The organism is Desulfovibrio diazotrophicus, from assembly GCF_902498985.2.
Taxonomy (GTDB): domain Bacteria; phylum Desulfobacterota; class Desulfovibrionia; order Desulfovibrionales; family Desulfovibrionaceae; genus Desulfovibrio; species Desulfovibrio legallii.
The window spans coordinates 842,857-868,484 of record NZ_OX346397.1 but is presented as its reverse complement, the minus strand read 5'-3'; the positions used below and the strand labels follow the sequence as shown (position 1 = coordinate 868,484).

Genomic DNA, 25,628 nt, shown 5'->3' with positions numbered 1-25,628 from the left:
TTGGCAGCAGGGGCGGCCTCGTATACCGTGGCCGCATGACTGCTTTTTTTCCCCATAGCGCCGCGCCGCGCGGCCTGTCAAACCCGCAGGCGGACGCGCCGCAGGCTGCGGACCTGCTGGTGGTGGGGGCCGGAGCCGCCGGGCTTATGTGCGCGCGGGAGGCTGCCGGGCGAGGCCTGCGCGTGACCCTGCTGGAGCGCAACGCCGCTCCTGGCCGCAAACTTGCCGTCTGCGGCGGCGGTAAGGCCAATTTCAGCAATCTATCCATACGTCCGCAGGACTACCGTTGTGGTGATGCGGAGGGCGTTTTCTGCGTGTCGGCTCTGCGGGCCTTTACGCCGGAACGGCTGCTGCATCTGGTGCGCGCCTGGGGCCTGCCCTTTGAGGAACGCGCCCAGGGGCGGCTCTTCCTCAAGGCGCCGGCGCAGCGTCTTGTGGCCGCTCTGACGGCGGATTGTCAAGCGCGGGGCTGCCGTCTGCTCTGCCGTACGCCGGTGAGCGGCGTGCGCGTCACGCCACAGGGTTTTGTTGTAACTACGCCGCAGGACGAACTGCGGGCCGGGGCTGTGGTCCTGGCGGCGGGCAGTCCGGCCGCGCCCAAGGTGGGCGGTTGCGGCTTGGGCTACAGCCTGGCTGCGGCGCTGGGCCACGCCATTGTGCCGCCCCGTCCGGCTCTGACCCCCTTTTTGCTGGGGCCGGATTCTCCCTTGCCTGGGCTGGCCGGTCTGAGCCTGCCTGTGCGCCTGACGCTACCCATGTGCGGCTCACAGCAGGAACATGTTTTTGAAGACGATCTGCTCTGCACGCATACGGGGTTGAGCGGTCCGGCGGCGCTCAAGGCTTCGTTGTTCTGGGAGGAAGGACAGGACATCCGGCTGGATTTTCTGCCCAGGGCACGTCTGGCGACCCTGCTGGACGCGCCGGGGGCAGGCGCGCAGACCCCGCGGGGGCTGCTCTGCCGCCACATGCCCCAGCGTTTGGCCGACGTTTTGCTGCCGCCGGAGCTGGCGCGCCGCAAGATTGCTGAACTTTCGCGCGCCGCACGGCAGGCCCTGGACGCGGCGGTGCACGCCCATACGCTGCGGCCTGTGGGGCTGGCCGGGCTGAAACAGGCCGAAGTTTGCGCCGGGGGCGTGGCGCTTGCGGGCCTGGACCCGCAGACCCTGCAAAGCCGACACGTGCCGGGCCTGTATATGGTGGGGGAAGTGCTGGACGTTACGGGGCTGCTCGGCGGCTATAACCTGCACTGGGCCTGGGCCAGCGGAGTGCTGGCGGGCAGGGCGGCGGCGCGGCGGGCCTGATTGCGGCCTTATGCCGCGTCCGCGTGGCCCAAACATGCTCCCCGTCATACTGTAAAAAAATAAGTCCCTTCTTGTTCGATCCTACGGCGTCTTTTTTTCCTCAGGCCTCTTTCCATGCCGCCAGCCGGGCGCGGCGTTGGGCCTCCAGCTGGGGACGGGTCTGCGCCAGGTGGCGGTAGAGAGCCTCGCGCGCAGCGGTCTGGTGGTGGAACATGCGCTGGTGGGCCACATAGGTCAGGCCGCGTTGCCGGCGGGCAAGCAGTTCGTCCGGATCGCGGCAGAGGTTGTGCACGGCCTTGCCCCAGTTGCCCCCAGGCGGGACAAAAACGCCGATTTCCCGGTGTTCCGGGCGAGAATCATAGACCACAGGGGAGCAGACGGGCACGACCCCTGCGGCGCAGCATTCCACAAACTTCAAGTCAGACTTGAAGTTATTGAAGGGGGTATCGTTGAGGGGCAGCAAGGCCAAATCACAGCCCGCCAGCACCCGCATGTAGTCCCCGTGCCGCAGGCGAGGGTGGAAGGTCCTGGCAATGCCGGCGGGTACGGCGTCAAAAATATCCCGGTCATTGACCACAACCAGCTCCACGGCGTCGCCCAGATCGTGCAAGGCGGGGTAGAGCGTGGGGGCCATGGCGGCCCAGTCTTCCTGACGGTTAAAGGCCCCGAAAAAGATTTTGCAGCGTGTGCCGTCCTTGGGGGTGGCCCGGGCAAAAGGCTCCAGCCGCGACACGGCATTGGGCAGCACAAAAACGTTGGGATTGAAAGGACGCAGCATGTCCGCCAGCAGGGGGGTGCTGCAGGTGACCGCGTGCACCGCCCGAAAGGCGTAAAAATCCGAGTCCACATACTGGGGCCAGTGGTGCGGGTCGTCGTCAATTTCCGAAACGACTGCCCAGCCGGCGGCCACAAGGTCTTCCAGCTTGCGCTGCATTCCCGCCTCATGCAGAAAGTAGCGGTGAAAGATATAAACGCCGGGCGGCATATCCGTGGGCAGTTCCAGGCTGGCGTGGCCATAGGCCACCCGCACGCCGGGCCGGGTAGCCAGGGCGGTGAGGGGCGCGTCCACCCGCGCGCGGGTTACGCCGCCTTGTTCGCGCAACCCCAGGGCGGCCACGCTCAAAGGCGTGGGGAGCTGCCCGGCAAAGGCCCGCAGCAGCCATTGGTAGGGGGCCGCATTGCGCTGCACTGTGGCGGCGTCAATGCCCAGGCTTGCGGCGGCCTTGGTCAGGGCCTGCAGGGGCGGTGCGGTCTTTTCTGGCCAGAGCACGCGAGGACTGGCCTCCAGGGCTGCAAAGCCTGCCTTTCTGAACAGTTCGCGCATAGATTCCAGGGTAAAAAAACGCAGGTGCGTGCGGTCCAGCAGGCCGTTTTCCGCATATTCCCATTTGCCCTGCAACAGCGGCAGGACCACGGACCAGTGCGCCACATTGGGGATGCAGGCTGCGCACAGGCCATCCGGCCGCAGCAGAGCGCGCAGGCGGGTCAGGGCACGCCAGGGGTCGCGCAGATGTTCAAGCACATCCCCCAGAACCAGCACGGCAAAGCCGTCTGGCGGAGCCGCTGCGGTCACCGCCGCCAAAACGTCGTCGTCTTCAATGCTGCCCGAGAGCACCGTGGGCAGGCGTTGGGCAGCCTTTGCCGCCACCTCCGGCAGTAGTTCCACCCCCACATACACGGCTTCCGGATGCCGCGCCAGGAAAGCCGCCCCGAATTGACCTTCAGCACAGCCGATCTCCAGAACACTCCCGCTGGTGACAGGGATTTTTTCCAGAAGTTCCGCATTGATATTGGAAAAATATGCCATAGAGGCCCCTTGCCACACTGCGCAATGTGGCGCGTAGAAAACAGTGGCAGGCAACCCCCTGGGGCACTTCAACGTTGAAATGCCCTGGCGGTTGCGTAAGCAGGCGCCCGCCGTGGAGGCGCAAACACAAGTTATTTGCGCGGTTAAGCGCTGGAACGAGTGTGCCGTAAACTTTGAGAATACGTATTCCCAAAGGTAATCTGCTTTAGGGCAAAGCCGCGCAAGGGCGATTGTACCGCCTGTACGCGGCTATTTCCCCTGCTGACGCAAGCTGGCGCACGCTTCGGCCAGATCGGCCAGAGCGGCGTTGCCCGGGTTTGCCTTCAGTCCGGCGCGGATGTGCCCTAGGGCGCGCACATATTCGCCGGCCTCCATCATGGCTTTGGCCATCATGCCGAACAGGGCCGTTTCATCCCGGTAATGGCGCAGGGCTTCGGCAAAACAGGCGTCGGCCTCTGAGGGCTTGCCTTGGGCCAGAAAGGCCTTGCCGTCCTTGAACCAGCGGTCCAGCTGTTGCTTGCGCTGCAGGGTTGCCGCATAATCTTCCTGTTCCTGGGCGTTTTTCAGGCCGTCCCGCACCTGGCGCAGACTGCGGGCCAAGTCCTGTTCCATGCCGGGCTGATAGGCCAGAGGGGCAGGGGCGTGGGCCCTGATGTCCGGGTCCGCGGCCAGGCTGGCGACGGCGTTGCGGATGTCGCCGCGCAGATCCGTCGGCGGCGTTTGCCCGCCCAGCGCATCCAGCGCGGCAATGGCCAGGTCCAGAGCGCGTTCCAGGTCGCGGCGCGCACAGCTGGATTTTACGCGGCCCAAGCCCAGACGGATTTGGCTGATGTTCATGCTTTTTCCCATACTGTCTGCAAAATGTGTTATGCCCGCTGGCCGTGTCAGGGCAGCAGGGCGTCCATGAGGGCGCGCTCTTCCTGATTGAGGCTAAAATGCAGAAGGTGCGCCCGAAAGCGGGCGCTGACAACGGCGGCAGCCCCGCGCAGCGCATGCGCAGGCCGTAGTCGCCATCCTCGCCGCCATGTAGGCCGTATTCTTCATTCCAGAAGCCCAACGTATCCGCCACTGCACGGGGGATAAACACGGCCTGGCCCGGCAGGTTGTCTGCGCAGCAGCCCAGTTCGCCTCCCGGCGTAACCAGGCCGCCGGGGTGTCTGCGCAACATTTCGCGGTTAAAGGCCCCGCCCAGGGTGGAGGGCTGCCGCCCGTGCCGCCAAAGGGCCAGCAGGTCGCGCAGCCAGTGTCGGCGGACCATGGCCGTAGCGTTGTCCCGTTTCATGTACAAGGGGGCGTCCACCAGTTCCCAGCCCACATTGGCGGCGCAGGCCACGCCCATATTGCGCGGCAGCAGAAAAAGATGGTCAATGCGGCCTTCTTCCCGCCAGTGCTGCAGGCTGCGCACCAGGTCAGGTTCGCTGCCGTTGTCCACCACCGTAATGCAAAAGGGCACGTCCCGCGTTGTGTGGTTCAGGGCCTCGATGGTCACGCAGGTGGCCGTCGGCCGGTTGAACACGGGAATGACCACGTTGCTGACCGGCCCCGTATTGCAGACCGGCCCCGTCGGGGCCGCCGCTGCCGCAAAAACATCCATAGAAATGCCCTCTTATGCACCCATATGGTAGAGAACGCTTTGCCGGGCGTCAAGACGCGCCCGCAGGAGGAAAAGGCCGCGCTGACGCGGAGTTGGGTGGATGCCCTGACAGTTCGGGCACGGCGCGCCGCAGCAAGGCCAGCAGGCGGCGGCTTTGGCGCACTGCAGGCCCTGGGCGGCCTGGGGGACGCGGCTCAGCGCTGCCGCTTCCGGCCGGGCAGGCTTCCTGACAGGGTAAAGCAAAACAGAAGTTTTGGGCACTACGGTACAGGAAAGAGTTGTTTGCAGCCGTCCGGGGGTGGCGGACCGTTAATGCCTTTTTTTGCCGCCTGTGGCCAGAGAAAGGCGCGGGATAAAGGGCTCCGCGCCATGCGTGTTACGGGCATAGTGCTTCAGGCGTCCGGAAGTTCCGCCATAATGCGGCAGGGCAGCCCTGTGCTCTCCTCAAGGCGCAGAGGAAAGGTCCTGACGGCAAAGGTCGCCGCGCCGGCGGCAGCGCACAGGGCTGCAAGGTTATAGACGTTTTCCACCACAAAGGTTCCCGCTGCGGCGCAAAAGTCATCGGCTTTCTTGTGTTCAGCCGGCAAGCGAACGCCGGCGCAGTCCACACCAATCATGGCAACCCTGCGGTCCGTCAAGGCTTCCAGCAGGTTCCATGAAAGCTGCACGGGCGCGTGCGCATAGGCCTCGCTGCCGTAGGCGAACGCTTCCAGCACGCCGGTACGCAGAAAAATGAACGTGCCGGGGGCAATGTCCGCGCACGGCAGATCCCCTACGCCCACATCCCTGCCGCGCACATGGCGCAGATCAAACACCCGGCCCTGCCGCAAAAAATTGGCTTGCGGCCACGTCTGTCCCATAAGATCAAGGTGTGTGCCCAGATGCCCGAAACGCTCCAGGGGCACGTGCAGTGCGGCAGCGCGCGTGGGGACCAGACTGCAGAAATTTTCCGGCCGTAAGGGAAGGCTGAGGTCCAGAAGCATGGCGCTCTCCTTTTGTTTCCTGGGAAACTATCTATATTTTGTTTCCTTGTCAACAAAAGTCTGTTACGCTGGCGTACCCAGCAAAGGCGGAGCGTATGCCGGAAAAAGACACTTTGAAGCCGCAGGTTATGGCGGGCATTTTCAGCCTTGTGCAACGCATGGAAGAGGTGGACGGCCTTTTTGACAAAGTGGGCTTTACCCTGGTGGAAGAGGGCCTGGGCGGCCTGATCCTTACGGAACTGCACTTTCTGGCCCTCATTGCCGCGGAAGGGGCGGTCAACGGCGCGACGGCCGCCAGAAAACTGCGGATGACCCGCGGCGGCGTTTCCAAAATGGCCGCCCGGTTGCAGGTGGCCGGTTTTATCCAGACGCGCACGCTTCCCGGCGACAGGAAAAGCCGGCACTACACCCTGACCCCCAAGGGGTGGCACGCGGCGCGCATCCACCAGACGTTGCACGCTCTGGCCGAGGATATGCTGTGGACGCGGCTTAAAGCCTGTTCCGAAACCGAACTGGCCCTGTTTGTTCGCATGCTGGAGCGCGTTTCCGAAGCCCTAAGCGCGTCCAACAGGCATATTCTGGCCAATGCGGCGACGCTGCTGCAGGCAGATGCGGCCATGCGGGGGGCCGACCGTCGGGAGAAGGAAGCCCCGTAAGGGGAGGGCGCCGGACGGCCAGGGCCGCGGCAATGTGTACTGCAAGGTTACGGTATGCGCGCCTTGGCGCTTACCGGGACGCATATCTGCGCTTACGCCGTTGCGGCGGGCGTCTGCTTCCGCAGCCGCCGGGGCATGTCGGCGCAGGCATGCCCCAGAGTGAACGCCCACCGGCTTTTGCCTTGTGGGGACAGCGGATTTTTATGGTACGGCAACGGAGGGAGCATGGGTGTTGCGGCGTGCAGCCAGCTTTATGCGCTGGTGACGGTTGTTCTGTGGTCTAGCGCCTATGTTTTTACCAAACTGGCTTTGGCATATTTTTCTCCGGGCGTGCTGAGCCTGCTGCGCTGCGGCGTGGCGGCGCTGCTTTTTGCGGCCCTGGCCGCGGCGGGGGGCGTGGCCCGTCCGCGCCTCCGGCATCTGCCGTTGCTTGCGCTTTCCGGCCTGTGCGGCTTCGCGCTCTATACGCTGACCTTCAATCTGGGGTCCGTAACCCTGAATCCCACCACCAACTGCATTGTCATTGCCACAACGCCCATCATCACCGCCGTGCTGGCCCGTCTGATTTTCGACGAAAGGTTGCACGCCCTGCGCTGGTGCGCCCTAGCCCTGGCGTTCAGCGGCGTTGTGGTCATGAACGGCGGGGGCCGCAGCCTTGTGCTGGCCCCCGGCATTGCCTGGGTTTTGCTGGCAGCCCTGCTGTTAAGCGTGTACAATATCCTGCAGCGCGGCCTTGCGCCCTTTTACAGCGCCGTGCAGATCACGGCCTGGAGCTTTTTTGCGGGCACGGCCATGCTGCTGTTCTTTGTGCCGGAAACCCTGCGCGAGGTGCGCGCCGCAACGCCGGGCGCGCTGGCCCTGGCCGGTTTTCTGGGCGTCTTTCCCAGTGCTGCTGCCTATTTGTGCTGGAGCCGGGCTCTGGCCATAACGCCGCGCACCAGCCTTGTGACCAACTATATGTTTTTGACGCCCTTTCTGGCGCTGCTGCTGGACTATGGCGTGACCGGCGGGCTGCCGGATGGAGCCACCGTGGCGGGCGGCGGCATTGTGCTGGCCGCGCTGGCTCTTTTTACGCTGGTGGGCGGAGCAGAAGGCGGGGCGGTCCCTTCGGGGGAGTCAAAGGCTGAACGGCGCGTCCCTGCGGACGCATACAGAACAAGGGGCAGTTCAAAAAATGCCGCTCCCGGTCGCCGGGCGCGTTGACGCCGGCCCATGCCCGTTGGTAGGCTCTTCCGCGCCGCCATAACGCGGCAAAGGAGCACCATGCGTGTACTTTACGGCATTCACGGCACCGGCCACGGCCACGCCATGCGCGGACTCACCATTGCGCGCCGCCTGGGGCGGCACCAGTTTCTGTTTGTGGCCAACGACGACGCGCCCAAGGTGCTGGAGCCGGAATTTCCCGTATGCCGCATCCCCAACCTGGGAACGGTCTTTAAAAACTACCGGGTAGACCTGCCTGCCACCGTACGCCGGGCCCTGCCCCTGCTCTGGCACAGACAGCGGTACATCGACGAGGTTTCGCGCCTTATTGACCAGTTCCGCCCCGACGTGTGCATGACGGACCTGGAATATTTCGTGCCCCGCGCGGCGGAGCGCGCAGGTCTGCCATGTCTGACCCTGGACCACCAGCACGTCATTACCTGCTGCCGCCACGACCTGCCCCGCGACATGTGGTGGGACGCCGCCATCCAGGGCCTCACCCCCCGCTACCTCTTTCGCCCCACGGCGGAAAATCTGATCATTTCCTTCTACGCCCCGCCGGTACTGCCGCGCTACAAGGCCCGCATTGCCCCGCCCATCCTGCGGGACAGCGTGCTGGCCCTACAGCCCCACGACGCGGGCCATGTGCTGGTCTACCAAAGCAATTCCACCCACCGCGCTCTGGTGGATTTTCTGCGCGCGGCTACCGACAGAATCTGCTATGTCTACGGCTACGACCGTACCGAAGGCCGTGAAGGCAATGTGGTCTTCATGCGCAAAAGCGAAGAAGGCTTTTTGCGCCTGCTGGAAGGCTGCGCCTACGTCATCCAGGGCGGCGGCCATACCCTTATGGGCGAAGCCCTGCACCTGGGCAAGCCTATCCTGACCCTGCCCCTTAAAGCGATGGTTGAACAACGCTTCAACGCGCTCTATATCGAACGTCTGGGCTACGGCATGCAGGCGGACATGCTCACCCTCAAGCCCGACCTGCTGCGCCGCTTTGAAGCCAATCTTCCCGCCTATCGGGCCGCCATTGCCACGGGCCGTTTTTGCGGCAATGAAACTGTCTTCGGCCTGGTGGACTACTTCATTCGCCACGGCACGCTTCCCGCCAGCGGCGAGCCGCGCGTGGAAGAATAGAGGGACGTTATGGTGGGGGAGTTGTGGATGCGTTGAGCCACTGCAACAGGCAGAAACGGAATGCTTCACCCCTGACGATGGCTGTTTCTTTAGAGCATATTACCTTTTAAAATATATATCACAAAAGATAAAGACACGTTCGCCCCAATGCTAGAGCAGTTAGCGAATGAAATGAGCTAACTGCTCTGCAAGGATTTTATTGAAAATCCTTGCCACGAAATGCGAGAAGGCAGGCTTTTGCCTACCGTAAGCGAGCATTTCAAGTGTTAAATGCTCTAACAGTGCAAATAAATAGCTATACTGCCTGCATCAACAGCTAGTTCTGCTGCCTTTGCCTGTAACTTCCTGCGTCGTAACGGGCCAAGCTCCTGCGTCGTAACGGGGCTGAAGCTGCGTGTGCGCCTCCACGGCGAACGGCTGTTCAGGCAACCGCCGGGGCATTGCAAAGCTGAAATGCCCCAAGAAAATTTTTTCAACAGGAATAGACGTTAGCGGTACGACATTTCTGGGGCGTAGGGCAGGGCGGCGCTTGCCACAGGCGGCGCGAATCCTGGGCCCCGCCGGGGCCAGGTAACGGTAAGGGCGCCGTGGCGGCCTGTGTCCAGCAAGGGAATTGCTTCATGCTGCAGCCAGGCGCGCAGCCGCCGTCCCGGATAGCCGTAGCGATTTTCAAAGCCGCAAGCGGCCAGCACCAGCCGGGGCTGCACCGCCCGATAGAACGCAGCCAGAAAGCTGTTGTCTGATCCGTGGTGCGGGGCCACGAGCACCGCTGCCCGCAGGTCCCGGCCCGCGCGCAGCAGTCGGCGCAGCACAGGTTTTTCCGCATCGCCCGTAAACAGGGCCAGACCTTGTCCCCGACAGGTGAGCCGGGCCACCACCGAAGCGTTATTGCCGCTCTGAAAAGCGGTGTCGCTTTCGTCAGCCAGCGCTGCTTTTTTTGTTGTGCCCGCCGTGCCGGCAGCCGGGCGCGGCGGGTGCAGGATTTCCAGCCGCAGGTCCAGGGCGGGGTCGCCCAGCAGCAGTACGTCGCCGTCGGCCAGAGCGCGGGCCTGGTGGGCCAGCCTGGCAGCGCGCCAGAGCGCGCCGCGCGCCCCTTTGTTGTCCTGGCCGTTGTCCAGCAGCAAGGGCACGTCCAGCGCCTGCAGCACGTGGATAAGGCCGCCCATGTGGTCCAGATCGGGGTGGCTGTTGCACACGGCCGCCAGACGCGGCGCATCGTTTGTTGTCAAAGCCGGCGCGACCAAAGCCTTGCCGGGGTCAAATCGGGGGGAAAAGCCGCCCCCGCCGTCCAGAAGCAGGCGCACGTGTCCGGGCAGGCGTAGGACCAGCGCCTCACCCTGGCCCACGTCCAGCACCTGCAGTGTCACGTCCGGCGTCGTGCGGGCCTGCAGCCGCAGCAGCGGTCCTGCACAGAGCAGAACCGCCCCCAGCGCCAGCAGGCGACGCGCTGCCGGAGAAAACGATGGGCGTCCGGCCTTGTAGGCCAGGGCCGTGAGCAGGGCGGCAAAGGCGGGGAGGGCTGTCCAATGGGGGCGCAGCAGTGTCGGATTACGCAGCAGCCCGGCACTGGCAAGCCAGTCCAGACCGTCCGCCAGAACAGTGCAGGGCAGGGTTGCCAGGTACAGCACCAGACCGGCGGCGTCCACGGCCCCCAGGGCGGCCAGCCCCAGGCCCGCCACGGCGGCGGGCAAGACCAGCAGATCCGCCACGGGCAGCCAGAACACGTTGAGGGCGAACCACTGGCCCGCATTGCCGAAGAGCAGGATGTTGAGGGGCAGCAAGGCTACCTGTATGCCCAGAGAAACAAGAAAAATCTGCGCCAGCGGCCGCACTGCCCGCCGAAAAAGGCTCCACTGCCCTGGGGATTTGTGGGGTGCGGGCCTTTTCGGCAGCAGGACGCGCAGCCAGGGCAAGCCCATGCCTATGGCGGCCACACAGAGCACGGAAAGCTGCAGGCCCGTATCAAAGACGCTCAGAGGCGCAGCCAGAGTAATGCAGAGCAGGGCGGCGCAGAGGGCGTCCAGCGTTGTGCAGACGCGCCCGCGCAGCAGCCAGAAGGCCAGGGCCAGGAGCATGACCGCCGCCCGCAGCAGAGAAGGCGGCGCATTGCCCAGCCACAGATAGGCCAGTGCCGGCGGCAGGCTGGCCAGCAAGGTCAGTACGGCGCGCGGCTGGCGTAAGTACAGGCCAGGACGCAGGCGGGCCGCCGCCAGCACGCAGAGCAGCCCCACCAGACCGGCCACGGCCAGATGCTGGCCAGAAAGGGCCAGGCTGTGGGTCAGGGTGGCGGCGGAAAAATTGTCCAGGGTATCCTGCGTGAGATAGCGGCGGTCGCCGAACAGCAGCGCCAGCAGGATGGCCTTGCCCTGCGGAACGGCGGCGTCGGCGTCACGGCTGTCAGGATTGAACGGTGTAGAGGGGCCGCGCCCCTGCGGGCGGCCATTGGACGAAAGTGCCGCCTGCGTACGGCGCGCGCCGTCGGGCAGGCCCAGCGCCGTGCAAAAGTCCTGACGCAGATTCTCACGCCAGCGGGCTGAAAGCGTGGGTTCGCCAAGCAGTTCCGGGTTGTGGCCCGTCCCCCGGCTCCACAGTCGCCAACGCACGCCCTGGGCCGCCCACCACAGGCCCCAGTCCGTCAGGCCGGGATTGATAAAACCCCGCACAGGCAGGGGCCGTCGGCTGAGGCAGACGGTCTGCCCCGGCAAGGGGGCAAAGCTCGGCTCCTCCCAGGTCCAGGCGGTCAGGTCGGACAAAGGGGCGCTTGCAGCGGATGCGGGAGAACTGGTCGCCGTATCGATTGACCGCACGTCCGCCAGCAGCAGACGCAGACGCTTGTCCGGCAGGCCCTGCACGTCCCGCACCCGGCCGCACAGTCGGGGCGTTTGCCCGGCGGCAAGCCAGGATGGCGAGGCGGCTGTATAGCTGTGGGTCAGAGGCCGAAAGCTGCCGTACAGCTGGACATGGGCCACACAAAAGCCCGCCAGCAGCAAAAACATCCCCGTGGCCAGGCGGGTTGGCCGCCACAAACGGGCATCCGCCACAACAAGGACCAAAAGGCAGCACAGCGCAGGCCAGGGCCAGACCGCCGCCAGCAGCCCCGCCACCCAGAAGGCCAGAAAGGTCTGCCAGAGGAGAGGGGCTTGCAGCGGAGGATGGCGCATGGCTGTGACGGGCCGGGAACGTGCCGGGGCCGCGCGCGGTTCTGGAAAAAGGCGCGGCAGCGCGGTCAGCTGCTAACGGGGCAGCAGGTCCGCGTAGTCCTGACTTTTGATGTAGCGGCGCACAAAGGCCAGACCGGTTTTGCGGTCGCCGGTAAAGGTCGTGACCATGAATACATCGCCGGACGTGGCCACCCAGGCCTGACCAGGCGCTTTTTGTTCCGTGAAGGCAAAGCCGTACTGCCCGTTGCGTTCTGTGGGCGGCTTGGGCGCTTTGAACTGGTCCGCGAACAGGGCGGCAATGGTTTTGGCGTCGGCTCCGCCGGTGGGGCCAACGACAAAGCGCACGGTCGTGGTGCCGGCGGCGTTGGTAAAGATGGCCGTGGTGGTGCCCTGGCTTTCTGTGGGGGCCATCACCACCCTCCAACTATCTGGAATGTCAGCTGTAAAATATCTGGTAGTCACTTCTTCAGCGGACGCAGACGCGGCCAGAAGCAGTAAAAGCGCTGCCGCTGCGAAAAATTTGCCCATGATGTCCCCCCCCCACAAAAATGGTCTGGAGCACAGGCCCTCGGGACGGCAAGAAGCCCACTCCGGAGAGCAGGCTTCTTGTATGCAATGCCGCGACAAAATACAATGCTCTTGTGCGGCCTTCCTGGAGCGGATTGCTTATGCGGACGCCCTCTGCAAAAGTACGGCAGAATCCGGAGCATTTCAGGGCGTAATGCGCTATACGCCGCGCAGGGCCTGGTCCAGATCCGCCAGCAAATCGTCCTTGTGCTCAATGCCGATGGAAAGCCGTATCGTATTGGGCAGGATGCCTGCCTCTGCCTGCTCCGCCGCCGTCATCTGCGCATGGGTGGTGGAAGCCGGGTGGATGACTAAGGATTTGGCATCGGCCACGTTGGCCAGCAGGGAGAAGACGCGCAGACGATCAATGCAGGCGCGGGCTGCGGCAGCGTCGCCCTTGACCTCAAAAGTGAAGATGGAGCCGCCCCCTTTAGGAAAATAGCGATGGTACAGATTGTAGCTGGGGCTTCCCGGCAAGGATGGATGGTTGACGCGCTCCACGCGGGGATGTCCGGCCAGAAAATCCACCACGGCCAGAGCGTTTTCCACATGCCGGTCCACCCGCAGAGACAAGGTTTCCAGCCCCTGCAGGAGTAAAAAGGCGTGCAGGGGCGCAAGACAGGCGCCCAGATCGCGCAGCAAGATGGCCCTGGCCCGCACGGCAAAGGCGGCCGCTCCGGCGGCCTTGCAGAAACTCAGACCATGGTAGGCCGGGTCTGGCGCGCAAAACTGGGGAAAGCGCCCCGAAGCCTGCCAGTCAAAGCGCCCGCCGTCTACAATGACGCCGCCCAGCGCCACGCCGTGCCCTCCAAGGAATTTGGTGGCCGAATGGACCACAATGTCTGCCCCGTGTTCCAGAGGACGCAACAGCCAGGGCGTGGCAAAAGTATTGTCCACCACCAGCGGGATGCCGTGCGTGTGGGCCAGCTCGGCCAGGCCTTCCAGGTCCGGAATGTTGCTGTGGGGGTTGCCCATACTTTCCACAAAAATGGCCTTAGTATTGGGGCGCAAGGCCTGGACAAAGGTCGCGGGCCTGTCCGGGTCTGCAAAGCTGGTGGCGATGCCCCAGGCGGGCAGCGTGTGGGCCAGCAGGCTATAGGTGCCGCCGTAGATTGTCCTGGCGGCCACCAGGTGGTCCCCGGCTTTGGTCAGATTCTGCAGGGCGTAGCTCACGGCCGCCGCGCCGCTGGCCGTGGCCAGGGCGGCCACGCCACCCTCCAGGGCCGCCACGCGCCGCTCAAAAGCCTCCACCGTGGGGTTGGTCAGCCGGCTGTAGATATTGCCTTCTTGCGTCAGGTTAAAGCGGGCTTCGGCCTGGTCGCAATCGTCAAAGACATAGGATGTGGTCTGATAGACGGGCACGGCTCGCGCACCCGTGGCCGGGTCGGGCTGCTCCTGCCCGGCGTGCACCTGCAGGGTCTCAAAATGCCACTGGGGGGTAGGCATGGCTGGTTCCTCATACGCCGTGTGGGCGGTTATTACTTACTAAAAAGATAAGAAATTGTGCTCCAATCCTGTGGCTTCTGTCAAGCGCCTTTCCCAAGGGCACGGCGCTTGCGCGGGCCTGGCGGCGGCGCTACACTGCCCGCAGTTGCCGACAAGGGGCGGGAGCGCGCCCATGCGGTTGACGAAACCTTTTTGCAAAGCGTGTGCGCCGACGGCACGCAACCTTTGTGGAGCAGACAATGCGGGCGGAAATCATCTCTGTGGGCACGGAACTTCTTTTGGGACACACCGTCAATGCGGATGCGGCCCATGTGGCGCGCGAACTTTCCGCTCTGGGCGTGGACCTTTTGCAGGTGCAGACCCTGGGCGACAACGGCCCGCGCCTGGAGGCCGCCCTGCGCGAGGCCCTGGGCCGCGCCGAGGTGGTGATCACTACCGGCGGGCTGGGCCCCACGGACGACGATCTGACCAAGGAAACCGTGGCCCGCGTGGCGAATGTGCCGTTGGAGGAAGACGCCGACAGCCTGGCCCGTCTGCGGGAGTATTTCGGCAGCCGTCCCATGTCGTCCAACCAGCGTAAACAGGCCCTGCTGCCGCTCGGGGCCACGGCCTTTCCCAATGCCGTGGGCACGGCCCCCGGCTGCGCCGTGCCCGTAGGGGCGAAAGGCTGGGTGCTCATGCTGCCCGGCCCGCCGTCAGAACTGCTGCCCATGCTGCGGCAGAGCGTAGTGCCCTTCCTGGCCGACAAGGGCGGGGCGGTCATCGCTTCTTTCATGGTGCGCAGCTTTGGCCTGGGCGAGGGCGCTGCGGCCCTGCGCATCGCCGAACTTACGGACAAGGCCAACCCCACGGCGGCCACCTACGCCGGCGACTGTGAAATGTTTGTGCGGGTGACGGCCAAGGCTCCCGATGTTGACGCCGCCCGCGCCCTGGCGCTGCCGGTGGTGGAAGAAGTGCGCCGCCGACTGGGCTCCGTGGTCTATGGGGTGAATGTGGAAAGTCTGGAGGCCGTGGTGGTGGCGGAGCTGATCCGTCAGGGCAAAACTGTGGCCACGGCCGAATCCTGCACCGGCGGCCTGCTGGCCAAAAGGATTACGGACCGGCCGGGGGCCTCACAGATTTTTGGCTATGGACTGGTGACCTATGCCAATGCGGCCAAGATGCGCTTGCTGGGCGTGCCCGAGGACATGCTCCGCGTCCATGGGGCCGTCAGCCCGGAAGTGGCCCGCTGCATGGCGCAGCAAGCGCGCCGCGAGTACGGTGCGGATTTCGGCCTGGGCATCACCGGAGTGGCCGGTCCGGACGGTGGCACGCCCGCCAAGCCCGCGGGGCTTGTCTATGTGGCCCTGAGCGACGCGCAGCACGTCTGGTTGCGCGTTATGCGCCCCCAAGGGCGCTACCTGGGGCGGGAACGCACCCGGCGGCTGGCCTCCAGCCACGCGCTGGACATGCTGCGCCGCTGCCTGGCAGGCCTTCCCGTAGAAGACGACTGGGCTCTGGAAAACAACGGCACGGCCATCGGGTAAACAGAACGAGTACTTCATTCCTGCAATGCCCGGCGACCGCGCTGCATCATCCGTTTCGGCGGTCGCCGTTGGCTTCGTCCTCTGCGCCGGTGAGGCCGAATTCCGCCGGGATCTTCACATAAAATATCTGCAGTTTTTCCGCCCTGATCCGTTCAAACAGCAGGCGGCAATGTTCGGGGCTCACAGCTACAGCCACTTCCACGGGTTGTTCGCCGGTTTCAAAAAAGTGGGCGGCGCGGTACGCGCCGTCCCTGCCGTAGCCGCCTTGTGCGGCGCTGACAGTGGCCCCCTTGATGCCCAGTTCTCTGGCCGTGGCCAGCAGCCATTCTGCAATGCTCAGCGCGCCGTGCGTACGCTCCTGCTGGGTAAAAAACACTATCTGATATCCCTGCATGTGCCCTCCCCGCGCAGACCGCATTGCGGCCGCGCCCTGTGTGCTCCGCGCGTTTTGCCTTTCGGCGTTGCGGGCCTCAGTTTCCCAGACTGCGGACCAGGCTTATGGTGCCCAATCCCAGAAAAAACAGGATCAATGCGCCGCCCAAATGCAGTAAAGCCGCCACGGCAGCCAGCAGCAGGCGTTGCTCCTGCAGCAGCACGCCCACTTCCGCCGTAAAGGTGGAAAAAGTCGTGAGCCCGCCCAGAAAACCCGTGATGACCAGCAGCCGCCAATGGGGATCCAGGCCGGGCAAGGCGCTGAAAACCGCCGTAGCCAGGCCTATGATGTAGCCGCCTATGCAGTTGGCCGCCAGGGTGCCCAACGGAATGGGGGGAAACACGGCGTTGAGCCCCAAGCCCAACAGCCAGCGCAGAATGGCCCCGGCCGAAGCCCCCGCACTGATGCACAACAGATTGCCGAACATGAATACCTCTTCAAAACAGTTGCATCGTCACGCTCTGGAACCGCTCCTGGCTGTCGGTCGCACCAGACAGACCAGCAACAGCGCCGCCGCAAACGAACAGCCTGCCGAAAAAAGAAAGGCCCAGGCAGGCGTTGTCGCAGCATAGATGGCTCCGAAAATAACAGATGCGGGCAGCAGAAAAAAACCCACCGTCAGATTAAACCAGCCAAAGGCCGCGCCGCGCATGCCCTGGGGCGCAAGGTCCGCCACCAAGGCTTTTTCCACCCCCTCGGTCGCACCAAGAAACAGGCCGTAAAAGGCAAACAGCGCGAACAAAGCCGGGAGGCTGTGGCCCACAAGGCTCATGCCGACGTAAAACAGTCCGTAAGCGATGTAGCCGCAGGTAAGAATGGCCGTGCGCCCCAACCTGTCGGAAAGGGCGGTCAGCGGTATGGAAAAAATCATGGCTGTTGCGGAAACCGTCGTCCAGAGCAGCGGAATATACGCGGCCTGCACGCCTAGGTCGCTGGCTCGTAACAGCAAAAACATATTGGACGAATTGCCCATGGTAAAAAGCGCGGCCACAAATAGATACTTTTTGAACGCCGGGGGCAGGCCCTGCAGCTTCCAGTTAAATCCCGGCGCAGCAACCTGTTGAGTAGCTGCTTTAGGTTCGCGCAGACCCAGGGAAAGGCCAAGGCAGATGATGGCCGGAACAAGAGCCCAGCAAAAAATCTGGCGCAACGGCAGGCCGTACGCCAGCAGCCCCCAGGCCGCCAAAGGGCCGATAACTGCCCCCGCGTTGTCCATGGCCCGATGCAGGCCAAAGGCCAAGCCTCTGTGCCCGGTTTCGGTACAGGCGGCCAGCAGCGTATCTCTGGGCGAAGTCCGCAGCCCTTTTCCCACGCGGTCGGCAAAGCGTACGGCCAAAACCCACAGCCAGTTAGTGGCAAGGGCGATAAGCGGCCGGCCAAACCCGGCAATTCCATAGCCGAACACGATCCAGGGTTTTGTCTTGCCGGTTTTGTCGACCAGAAGGCCGGAAAAAAGTTTCAGCAGGCTTGCGGTGGCCTCGGCTATGCCTTCCATCAGTCCCAGTGCGCGTGATCCCGCGCCTAGTACGGACGTAAGATAAAGGGGGACAAGCGGATAGAGCATTTCGCTGGCGCTGTCGTTGACAAGACTGATAAAACCCAGCAGCCAGACATTGCGCGGAAGATTAAACAGGGCCTGCAGCATGGCACATTTCCATAGAATGTTTCGCGCGCACTTGAATTGCGTGAAATCCCCATTAATGGCGCACGGTAGTCCCACCGTTGCCGAAAGTAAAGCCGCCTCGTGTCTTTCAGCTCTGTGTAGCCTTTCCACTGTACAGGCGGTAGTAAAATAGCAGAATATACAGCGGAACCAGATAGGCTGCGGCCATCAGGGCCTCTGTGGCGCTGAAAAATTCTATACAGACGATCATCAGCAACACGTTGTTGATGACGCCGCAGGAAATGAGAAAGGCCAGTTTGAGCTCTTTGGACATGCCGCGCGTCAGGGGCAGGGCGATCAGCGTCATGACCAGACAAAGCAGGCAGGCCGCCAGCAGGGCCTGGACCATCAGCATCGGGGATTGCCGCAACAAGCCGCTGTAGCTGCTGAAAATGGCGCAGTTGGAAATGACCACGGCCCCGGTAAGCAAGGGGAACTGCGCCTGCAAAAGGAAGGAGCGCACGCGGTGCAGGTGCACGCGGGTGAGGTGGGCGGCGGCAAAGGGCAGAAGAATGGTCAGAGCCAGAGAAAAGCTCATCCGCCCCAGATGGAGGTGCTCCGGCATGGCCAATGGGGTAAGGCCGAGCAGCCGCAAAGCCGCGTCTGTAAAGGACAGAGTCAGCGGCAGGGTCAGGGGCAGAAGCAGGGATGTGGCAATGTTGCCCACCAGAATAAGAGCCGTATTGCCGCCCAGCATCAGCGAAAAGACTGCCGCCATGACACCCACGGGCGCGGCCCCCAGCAGCAGCGCGCCCAAAGCGAACTGCGGCATGCAGATCCGAAATACGGCAAAACAGACGAAGGCCAGCAGGACCAGCCGGTAGACAGTGAGGCGGCAGAGCGGGCCTTTCATAGTACGCAGCTGCATGTGCAGGTCTTCCAGCCCCACGGCCAAAAAGCTCATGTAGAGCATGAAGATGAGCATGGCGCGCGGCATGGCGGCCAGGGGGCCGGCCAGACCGGGCAGGGCCACGCCGGCGGCCATGGAGGCCAGGGAGGCCGTGACCATGATGCCGTCCTGAAGATTCATAGAAAAACCTTGCGCGGGCTGTCCCGCAGCTCCCGGTGGGGGGCGGCGGCGACGCGTATTGTGAAAGTTCGACGATGCGTTTTCACAGATGCCCCCAAACCCTGGGCCGTGTCAATGGGAGCATAACCGCGGCGAGGCCTTTTGCAAGGGGTGCTGCAGCTGCGCCGACAAAAGACAAATACAAAAGAAAAGGGCAAGGGGGTAAAAGCCGTTGCCCGTTTTTTTGTGCTGGCAGGGCTGCCACACATCCTGAAGGGAGGAAAGGCTTGAAGGAAGGGGGAGGGAACTTTTGGCCACAGCCTGGCCGTTATACCGAAGGGCGTTACGGGCAAAGGCCGCAATGCTGGTTACGGGCCAAAACAAAAGTGCTCACAAATTTCCTTCCTCTAACAACCTATGCCACCCTTTCTCGCTACGCCTGCGGGCGTGGGGCGGGCTGTTTGGCCGCCTCGGCGCCGCCCGGAGCTATGGACGCGGCTTTGGAGGTGGCCATGAGGTAGACCTCGTGCGGGTCCAGGATAAGGATGACGGAACCGTCGCCCATGATGGTGGCGCCGGAGATGCCCTTGAGATCGCCCAGGTAGGCGCCCAGGGGTTTGATGACGATTTCCTGACGTTCCAGAAGACGGTCCACCACCAGGCCCAGGCGGCGATCATTATCATGGATGACCACCACAGCAAGGACTTCGGGCAAGGGGTCTGTGCGTGGCAGGCCTAACATTTCGGCCAGTTCCACCACACCCAGGACTTCACCGCGCAAGGTGACGGCCTTGCGTCCTTTGACGTCGGTCAGGCGCACGGCTTCAATCTTGGTGGTTTCTGAAACGGCGTCCAGGGGGATGGCGTACATCTGGCCGGACACGTTGACCATGAGCGCGTCGATAATGGCCAGGGTCAGGGGCAGGCTGAGGGTAAAGCGGGTGCCTTTGCCCACTTCGGAGTGGGTGCTCACACTGCCTTTGAGGTTTTTGATATTGGTGCGCACTACGTCCATGCCCACGCCGCGTCCGGAAATATCGGTGATTTTTTCGGCCGAGGAAAAACCAGGGGCAAAAATAAGCTCAATGGCTTCGCGGTCGTCCAGCTGGGCGGCCTCTTCAGCGGACATGAGGCCCTTGTGTACGGCCACTTCGCGCATCTTGGCCGGGTCAATGCCCTTGCCGTCGTCTTCAATTTCAATGGCCACGGAGTTGCCTTTGTGGAAGGCCCGCAAGGTCACTTTGCCGTGGGGCGGCTTGCCGGCGGCCACGCGTTCTTCTTCAGGCTCAATGCCATGGTCCACGGAATTGCGGATGAGGTGGACCAAGGGATCGCCGATGACTTCCACCACGCTTTTATCCAGTTCCGTTTCCTCGCCCTCCATAACCAGGTCCACTTCTTTGCCGCTTTTGCGGGAAAGGTCGCGCACCAGGCGCGGAAAGCGCGAAAAGACCGAAGAGACGGGCACCATGCGCACCTTCATGATGGTATCCTGCAAATCGTCGGAAATGCGCGCCATGGCATAGGTGGTTTCGGAAAGGCTCTGCGCCACCTGAGAAATGTCCACGTCGTGCCCGCTGTCTTCCAGAGAGCGGGCAATGAGCGTGTAGCGGTTGCGGTTGATAATGAGCTCACCGATGAGGTTCATCAGGTGGTCCAGGCGTTCGTGATCCACGCGGATGGTGGAAGAACTTTTGTGTTCCGGCACGCCGGGCGCGCCGGCCTTACCTGCAGGCGCGGCCGGCTTGGCGGCTGCGGGTTTGGGCGCAGGGGACGCCGCCGGCCTGGGCGCAACGGGTTTGGGGGCGGAAGGCGTGGGGTCGGCTGCCTGCGGAACGGTCGCAGCCGCGGCGGGCTTGGCCGCAGCAGGGCTCATGGGGGGAGTCTCGGGTTCTTCCGGCGCATCCACATGCACGGCCTTGCCTTCGGCCAGGGCTTTATCCACCATATCATTAATGATGGCCACCTCTTGCGAAAGCAGGTCTACCATAAGGCCAAAATCGATGCCGCTGGTGCGGCCCTGGTCCACGATGCCGGCGGTGCGCTCGGCATAGACTTTGATGTCCGTGAGGCCCATGAAGCCGCAGGCGTTTTTGACGGCTACCAGGCAACGGTAGATGGCGTCGATGGAATCCTTGTGCGTGCCGTCTTTTTTCAGGGTTTCCAATGCGGCGTGGATGATTTCCATCTGCTGGCGCACGGTGACGCGAAAGGCCTCAGCGTCGTCACCCTCGGAGCCTACCGGGATGATGGTGGGCGACACCACTTCCACTGGGTGGTCGGCTTCCTGTGCTGCCGGTTCCGGCTCCTCAGCAGGGGGGGCCTCCGGGTCTGCCTGCCCGTTGCCCTGGGCTGTCAGCAGCTCATCGGGCAGGGCAACGGGCCCCCCGGCCAGGGCCGCCTGCAGCTGGCGCACCACGGGTTCGGTTTCAAAGGGGGTCACCTGCCCACTGCTCACGTCGATTTTCTGGACCAGGGCTTCCATCATGTCCACCACCAGCAGGAGCAGATCGATGAGCTCATGGCTGGGGGTGATTTTGCCTTGCCGCACGTTGTTGAGCAGCGTTTCGGCCTCGTGGGTCAGGGCATTGAGCTCGTTGTAGCCGATGATGCCGCTGTTGCCCTTCATATTGTGGAAGAAGCGGAAGAGGTCGTTGACCAGATCTGTTTTGCCGGTGGGGTTTTCTTCCAGTTCCAGGAGGCCGTTATTCAGATTTTCAATAATTTCTGAAGATTCATCGATAAAATCTTTGAGGTGCCCCTCGCCAAAGGCTGTAAGCGCGTAAACGGGTTTGGCCGGCAGGGTGGCGACCCACTCCTTACCGCTCAGACCCTGGTTCCGGAGCTGTTCCCCGTGGTCGGCTGCGGCGCTTGTGGATGCAGCCTCTGCTGTGGGGGACGGCTCTGCGGGCGCCGCGGGAGCGGGGTCCGGCTGTGGCTCCTGGACAGCCTGCACAGACGGTTCCGGCGCCTGCGCGACGGGGGCGGTTTCGGGCGCGTCACCGGCCATTATGGCGTCGATCTGGGCCATGATGGGTTCAATGGCCACGTCGCCCTCGGCGTTGGAGGCCTCCAGATTGTCGATCATCTGGCGCAGGGCGTCGGTGGCGGCCAGAATGACATCCATGATTGCCGGAGTGACCACCATGCTGCCTTTGCGCAGAGCATCCAGAATATTTTCGGACTTGTGAGCCATCTGGTTGATGCGGTTGAGCCCGAGAAAGCCCGATGCGCCCTTGAGGGAGTGCATGGGCCTAAAAATTTCATTGAGCAACGCCAGATTGTCCGGGGATTTTTCAAGCTCCAGAAGATTGGGCTCGATGGTCTCCAGATGTTCTTTGGCTTCCGCAATAAAGTCGGCAAAAAGTTCCGGATCGAAAAAGTCCTGGCTCATACCCACACCCTTGTCTGCAACGCCACGGCGGCCGGGATGGTCACCTGTTGGTTTCCTTATCGGCTAACCCAACAGCATCTTTATGTTGCGGACCATTTTTTCGGGCTGGGCCGGTTTGACCATATACAGATTGGCGCCAAGGCTCATGCCGGTCTGGATATCTTTTTCCTGCCCCTCGGTGGAAAGGACAATGATGGGAATATCTTTGTAGGCGTCCTGGGCGCGGATCGTCTTAATAAAGGTAAAGCCGTCCATGCGCGGCATATTGACGTCTGAAACAATCAGGTCAACAGGGTCCAGGCCGTAGAGCTTTTCAATGGCATCCAGGCCGTCCTCGGCAGTGCTGACCCTGAAGCCCTCGCCTTTAAGCACAAAGGCCACCAGGTTGCGGATGGTTTTGGAGTCGTCAACGACCATGATGTGTTTTTTCATAATGTTGTTTCCCGTCATCGGTTGTTTGCCGGCGGTCGTCCGCAAGAGCCGTGGGAGCAACCTCCGCCGCCGCGCCCTTCTCAGGGGAGTTGCCGCCGCGCTTGCCGCTGCAATGTTCCGGCGGCCGTGCGGGCAAAGCCCGCAACAGGGGCCCAAGCGCAACGTGTCTGCGCTGTGGCGTCACGGCGGACATTCCGTAAACGCTGAGGACATCTCTGCGTAAGGGCAATCTGTTCCAGAGCGGTTGAATGTTGATGATGCGGATGCACAAAGCCGGTATACTGCCCCACCCGACGCGTGCCGCGCCAGGAAGCTGCGCGCCTTCGTGGCGGGCACCTGCCCACGCAGTCGCCGAGCAAATTCAACGTGAAATTGCTCTAGAAAAAAACTAAAGAATGATAAAAGGTTTCCCTCCCGCTGGCAAGCCCGCAGGGCCGGACAGGCCGGAGCATCAGCCTTCCAGAACCTTTTTTACAATGCTTTCCGGGTCCACAATGCCGTGGAGGCGTTCGTCAATCTCCGCCATGCCGCATAAAAATTCCGCGCCGGCCCCCAAAAGGGCTTCGGCATTCCAGGTAATCTGTGCTTGCCGCAGGCTGTACATGCTGTGCACCTTGTCTACAATAAGCCCCAGCTGCATATCGTCCGCGCCGCAGACAATAATGCAGCTTTGCGGCGTGTAGCTGCCCTGGGCATTCAGGGTGAGCAGCGTATCCAGATGCAGCAGCGGCGTGACCCGCCCCCGCAGGTTGACCACGCCGGCCACAAAGGCCGGTGCCAGGGGCAGCCGGGTCAGGGGCAAGTGCCGCAGTACCTCCACAATAATTGGTACGGGCAGCAGAAAAATTTGTTCCCGCACATAAAAAGAAACCATTTGCAGCTGTTCCGCAGCGGCCAGGCGCGTACGCAGAGAGGCTTTGGTCAAGGCTTCCGGCGTGCCCGGAGCTGCTGTGCCCGTCGGCTGTTTTGCCCGCGCTGTCGCAGTGGACCTGCCGCCCAGACCGGGCAGGGCGGTTTGTGGAGCCTGCACGGGCATGGCTTCCAGAAGTTCGCCCCCCAGATATTTTTGTACAAAGGCCCGTTCTGCAGCATTCAGGGGCGCTTCGGCGTCCTCCGGGGGCATATCCAGAGTCTGGGCGGCAAAATATTCTTCAGGCGTGGTGGTTACCATAGGGCGAGCACTTCTTCCGCCAGGGATTCGTAGGCGCGTGCCCCGCGGGAATGGGCGTCAACGCCGTAAATGGTGCAGCCGCGGGCGCTGGCCTCGCGAAAATGCGTGTCCACCCCGATGATGGTGGAAAACAGCGCTCCATCCATTTTGTTCCGCATAAGCTCCAGCACCTTGGTGCAGGCCTTGGCCCGCTTGTCGTACATGGTGGGCACGGCCCGGTAACGGATGGGTCTGCCCAGGGCCCGGCGCAGGGTGTGCAGGGTATCGAAAAGCAGCTTCAAACCGTGCAGGGCCAGAAAATCCGTCTGGATGGGAATGATAAGCAAATCCGCAGCCACCAGGGCGTTAACCAGCAGAATGCCCACATGCGGCGGACAATCCAGCACAATAAAATCGTAGTTCCGGCGTTGCTCGGCCAGGCTGCGGGCCAGGACGCCGCCTTTGCCCCGCCTTTCCCTGAAATCCACCTCCAGCTCTGAAAGCCGTATGTTGCCCGGCGCCACGTCCATGCCTTCCAGCGCGTCCACATGGGTCACCTGCGGCCAGAGGACCGGCCAGTCTTCTTCCCTGGCCAGAAAAATGTCGTGCAGGCTCAGCCCCATGTCCTCCGGGTAGATGCGCGCATTGAGAGTAGCGCAGGCGTGCGGGTCCAAGTCCAGCAACAGGACTTTTTTGCCCTGTCGCGCCAGGGCTCCGCCCAAGTTCAGGGAGGTGGTGGTTTTGCCGACGCCTCCTTTCTGATTGGCCACGGCCAGGATTTTTGCGTTCATGGTGCGGCGTCAGCTCAGTTTCCGGTAAACGATGGTCCCCTTGTAGTGCTCTAGATGAAAGGCGCGGCTGATGTTGTGCAGCGATTCGGAATGCCCGATGAGCAGCGCGCCGTTGAGTTCCAGATTGTCGTAAAAGGCATTGATGACCTTACGTTTCATTTCGTCGTCAAAATAAATAATGACGTTGCGACAAAAGACGATTTGGGATTTCTCCACCCGGCGCAGCTGTTCTTTGTCGTTCAGGTTGATCTGACCAAAGGCGACCATGCGCTGCAGTTCTGGTTTGATGCGGTAGAGCGCGCCTTCCTTGGAAAAATACGCCCCGGTTATTTCTTTGGGGGTGGTACGCAGAGCGTATTCGTTATAGACCCCGCGCCGGGCCGCAGCCAGCACCGCGGAGGAGAGGTCATTGGCCGTGATTTTGATGTCCCAGGCTGCGACTTCGCCCTTGAGCACCTCGTGCAGGATGATGGCCAGGGTGTACGGCTCTTCGCCCGTGGAGCAGCCGGCGGACCAGATGCGCAGACGCTTGTGCCCTGTTTTGCGCTGACGGTCGAGGATTTCGGGCAGCACGTTTTTCTGAAAGACTTCCAACTGCGGCGGATTGCGGAAGAAGCTGGTTTCGTTGGTGGTGACCACCTCAAAAAGTTTGTTTAGTTCTGTGCGCCGATTGGCGTCAAAGCGCAGATAATTGTAATATTCTCCGTAACTTTTGAGGTTGAGATCCTTGATGCGGTTGGAAAGCCGGTTTTCTACCAGGTATTTGCGGTTTTCAGCAATAAAAATGCCGCACTGCAGGTAGATAAAATCGCGCAGTTGCAGAAATTCTTCATCCGAAATCTGCAAATCTTTGCGAAAGGGGGAGGTGGCGCGGGGCGTCCCGGGCAGTGTGCTGCCGGCTGGGCGAAAGGCAGAGCTGGGCGAAGTGGGGCTGTTCAGGGGCGAACCGGCGGGCGCAAAACCCGTGGCGGGGCGCGTTGCGCCGCCCAGAGGCGATGTGGGAGGACGAACGTCCGTGTCTGCCTTGGGAAAGCCGGTAAAGCGCTGTCCCGTACCGCCGGAAAAAGGGCTTTGCGCCGCTGCGGGCGTGCGCGGCGATGTTTGACCCAAAGGGCTGCGGGGCAATGTTTGGCCCTGGGGCGTGTGGCCGCCAGGCGACTGCCACGGCCGCTGTTGGCCCATGGCGCTTGGGGCCGCGGTCTGGCCGGCGGCGGGAAGGGGGCTGCGGCCCTGATCCGTGCCTGGCGTCGGACGGGGGGCAGGCTGCCAGGATGGTGCCCCCCCCCCGGCGGGCGTTGCAGGCGCGCCGAAGCGGTTGCTTGGGGGCATCTGGGGCGACGCAGGCGCGCCAAAACGGCTGCCGGTCGTGGAC

20 protein-coding genes are annotated in these 25,628 nt (G+C 62.9%); 5 read left to right on the top strand and 15 right to left on the bottom strand.

Going from position 1 to position 25,628, the window contains the following annotated elements; translation table 11 throughout:
* The first annotated feature begins 35 nt into the window (after nucleotides 1–35).
* On the top strand, nucleotides 36–1,301 hold the full coding sequence (locus J7I12_RS03745) for a BaiN/RdsA family NAD(P)/FAD-dependent oxidoreductase (RefSeq protein WP_288907643.1): 1,266 nt from the start codon (nucleotides 36–38) through the stop codon (nucleotides 1,299–1,301).
* A gap of 100 nt (nucleotides 1,302–1,401) precedes the next feature.
* Here the strand turns inward: J7I12_RS03745 and J7I12_RS03740 are convergent, their stop codons facing one another.
* The 3 genes from J7I12_RS03740 to J7I12_RS03730 all read right to left on the bottom strand — a co-directional run bounded on the left by J7I12_RS03740 (nucleotide 1,402) and on the right by J7I12_RS03730 (nucleotide 5,685).
* On the bottom strand, nucleotides 1,402–3,108 hold the full coding sequence (locus tag J7I12_RS03740) for a methyltransferase domain-containing protein (protein WP_302548702.1): 1,707 nt from the start codon (nucleotides 3,106–3,108) through the stop codon (nucleotides 1,402–1,404).
* A gap of 249 nt (nucleotides 3,109–3,357) precedes the next feature.
* Nucleotides 3,358–3,945 carry a tetratricopeptide repeat protein gene (locus J7I12_RS03735; RefSeq protein WP_118229048.1) on the bottom strand — a complete coding sequence of 196 codons (588 nt, stop codon included), beginning with the start codon at nucleotides 3,943–3,945 and terminating at the stop codon, nucleotides 3,358–3,360.
* Nucleotides 3,946–5,094: 1,149 nt separating this feature from the next.
* Nucleotides 5,095–5,685 (bottom strand): cyclase family protein, encoded by a 591-nt coding sequence (locus J7I12_RS03730; RefSeq protein ID WP_302548703.1) that lies wholly within the window; start codon nucleotides 5,683–5,685, stop codon nucleotides 5,095–5,097.
* A gap of 95 nt (nucleotides 5,686–5,780) precedes the next feature.
* Here J7I12_RS03730 and J7I12_RS03725 point away from each other — a divergent pair, with 95 nt between their 5' ends.
* From J7I12_RS03725 to J7I12_RS03715, 3 genes are all read left to right on the top strand, one after another.
* Nucleotides 5,781–6,341: a MarR family winged helix-turn-helix transcriptional regulator gene (locus J7I12_RS03725; RefSeq protein ID WP_118229046.1), complete on the top strand. Its 561-nt coding sequence runs from the start codon at nucleotides 5,781–5,783 to the stop codon at nucleotides 6,339–6,341.
* Nucleotides 6,342–6,566: 225 nt separating this feature from the next.
* The gene (locus J7I12_RS03720) at nucleotides 6,567–7,544 is read left to right on the top strand and encodes a DMT family transporter (protein WP_165450850.1); all 978 of its coding nucleotides are present in this window, start codon (nucleotides 6,567–6,569) and stop codon (nucleotides 7,542–7,544) included.
* Nucleotides 7,545–7,604: 60 nt separating this feature from the next.
* Nucleotides 7,605–8,684, top strand: coding sequence for a glycosyltransferase family protein (locus J7I12_RS03715; RefSeq protein WP_118229044.1), 1,080 nt, complete (start codon nucleotides 7,605–7,607; stop codon nucleotides 8,682–8,684).
* A gap of 488 nt (nucleotides 8,685–9,172) precedes the next feature.
* On the opposite strand, the gene J7I12_RS03710 is transcribed toward J7I12_RS03715, so the two are convergent.
* From J7I12_RS03710 to J7I12_RS03700, 3 genes are all read right to left on the bottom strand, one after another.
* Complete coding sequence (locus tag J7I12_RS03710) at nucleotides 9,173–11,845, bottom strand: ComEC/Rec2 family competence protein (RefSeq protein WP_303192804.1); 2,673 nt, start codon at nucleotides 11,843–11,845, stop codon at nucleotides 9,173–9,175.
* 72 nt (nucleotides 11,846–11,917) lie between these two features.
* A complete protein-coding gene (locus J7I12_RS03705; protein ID WP_118229042.1) occupies nucleotides 11,918–12,373 on the bottom strand; it encodes a hypothetical protein in 456 nt (151 codons plus the stop codon).
* A gap of 198 nt (nucleotides 12,374–12,571) precedes the next feature.
* A complete protein-coding gene (locus J7I12_RS03700) occupies nucleotides 12,572–13,858 on the bottom strand; it encodes an O-acetylhomoserine aminocarboxypropyltransferase/cysteine synthase family protein (protein ID WP_118229041.1) in 1,287 nt (428 codons plus the stop codon).
* 239 nt (nucleotides 13,859–14,097) lie between these two features.
* Here J7I12_RS03700 and J7I12_RS03695 point away from each other — a divergent pair, with 239 nt between their 5' ends.
* On the top strand, nucleotides 14,098–15,384 hold the full coding sequence (locus J7I12_RS03695) for a competence/damage-inducible protein A (protein WP_118229040.1): 1,287 nt from the start codon (nucleotides 14,098–14,100) through the stop codon (nucleotides 15,382–15,384).
* Between the two features lie 46 nt (nucleotides 15,385–15,430).
* On the opposite strand, the gene J7I12_RS03690 is transcribed toward J7I12_RS03695, so the two are convergent.
* The 9 genes from J7I12_RS03690 to J7I12_RS03650 form a co-directional block, all read right to left on the bottom strand.
* Entirely contained in the window at nucleotides 15,431–15,778 is a 348-nt protein-coding gene (locus tag J7I12_RS03690) for a DUF190 domain-containing protein (protein ID WP_302548841.1), read from the bottom strand.
* 76 nt (nucleotides 15,779–15,854) lie between these two features.
* Nucleotides 15,855–16,244, bottom strand: coding sequence for a fluoride efflux transporter CrcB (crcB, locus tag J7I12_RS03685; protein WP_302548840.1), 390 nt, complete (start codon nucleotides 16,242–16,244; stop codon nucleotides 15,855–15,857).
* Between the two features lie 27 nt (nucleotides 16,245–16,271).
* Nucleotides 16,272–17,462: an MFS transporter gene (locus J7I12_RS03680; RefSeq protein WP_130957689.1), complete on the bottom strand. Its 1,191-nt coding sequence runs from the start codon at nucleotides 17,460–17,462 to the stop codon at nucleotides 16,272–16,274.
* A 106-nt stretch (nucleotides 17,463–17,568) separates the two neighbouring features.
* The gene (locus J7I12_RS03675; protein ID WP_302548839.1) at nucleotides 17,569–18,510 is read right to left on the bottom strand and encodes a symporter; all 942 of its coding nucleotides are present in this window, start codon (nucleotides 18,508–18,510) and stop codon (nucleotides 17,569–17,571) included.
* Nucleotides 18,511–18,922: 412 nt separating this feature from the next.
* Nucleotides 18,923–21,883 (bottom strand): chemotaxis protein CheA, encoded by a 2,961-nt coding sequence (locus J7I12_RS03670; protein ID WP_464247024.1) that lies wholly within the window; start codon nucleotides 21,881–21,883, stop codon nucleotides 18,923–18,925.
* A 63-nt stretch (nucleotides 21,884–21,946) separates the two neighbouring features.
* Nucleotides 21,947–22,315: a response regulator gene (locus J7I12_RS03665; RefSeq protein ID WP_118229077.1), complete on the bottom strand. Its 369-nt coding sequence runs from the start codon at nucleotides 22,313–22,315 to the stop codon at nucleotides 21,947–21,949.
* A 451-nt stretch (nucleotides 22,316–22,766) separates the two neighbouring features.
* Complete coding sequence (locus J7I12_RS03660) at nucleotides 22,767–23,486, bottom strand: chemotaxis protein CheW (RefSeq protein WP_302548875.1); 720 nt, start codon at nucleotides 23,484–23,486, stop codon at nucleotides 22,767–22,769.
* Nucleotides 23,480–24,256: a ParA family protein gene (locus J7I12_RS03655; protein ID WP_118229034.1), complete on the bottom strand. Its 777-nt coding sequence runs from the start codon at nucleotides 24,254–24,256 to the stop codon at nucleotides 23,480–23,482. The genes J7I12_RS03660 and J7I12_RS03655 overlap by 7 nt, the downstream gene beginning before the upstream one ends.
* A 9-nt stretch (nucleotides 24,257–24,265) precedes the next feature.
* Complete coding sequence (locus J7I12_RS03650; protein WP_242621151.1) at nucleotides 24,266–25,144, bottom strand: CheR family methyltransferase; 879 nt, start codon at nucleotides 25,142–25,144, stop codon at nucleotides 24,266–24,268.
* Nucleotides 25,145–25,628: the final 484 nt, after the last annotated feature.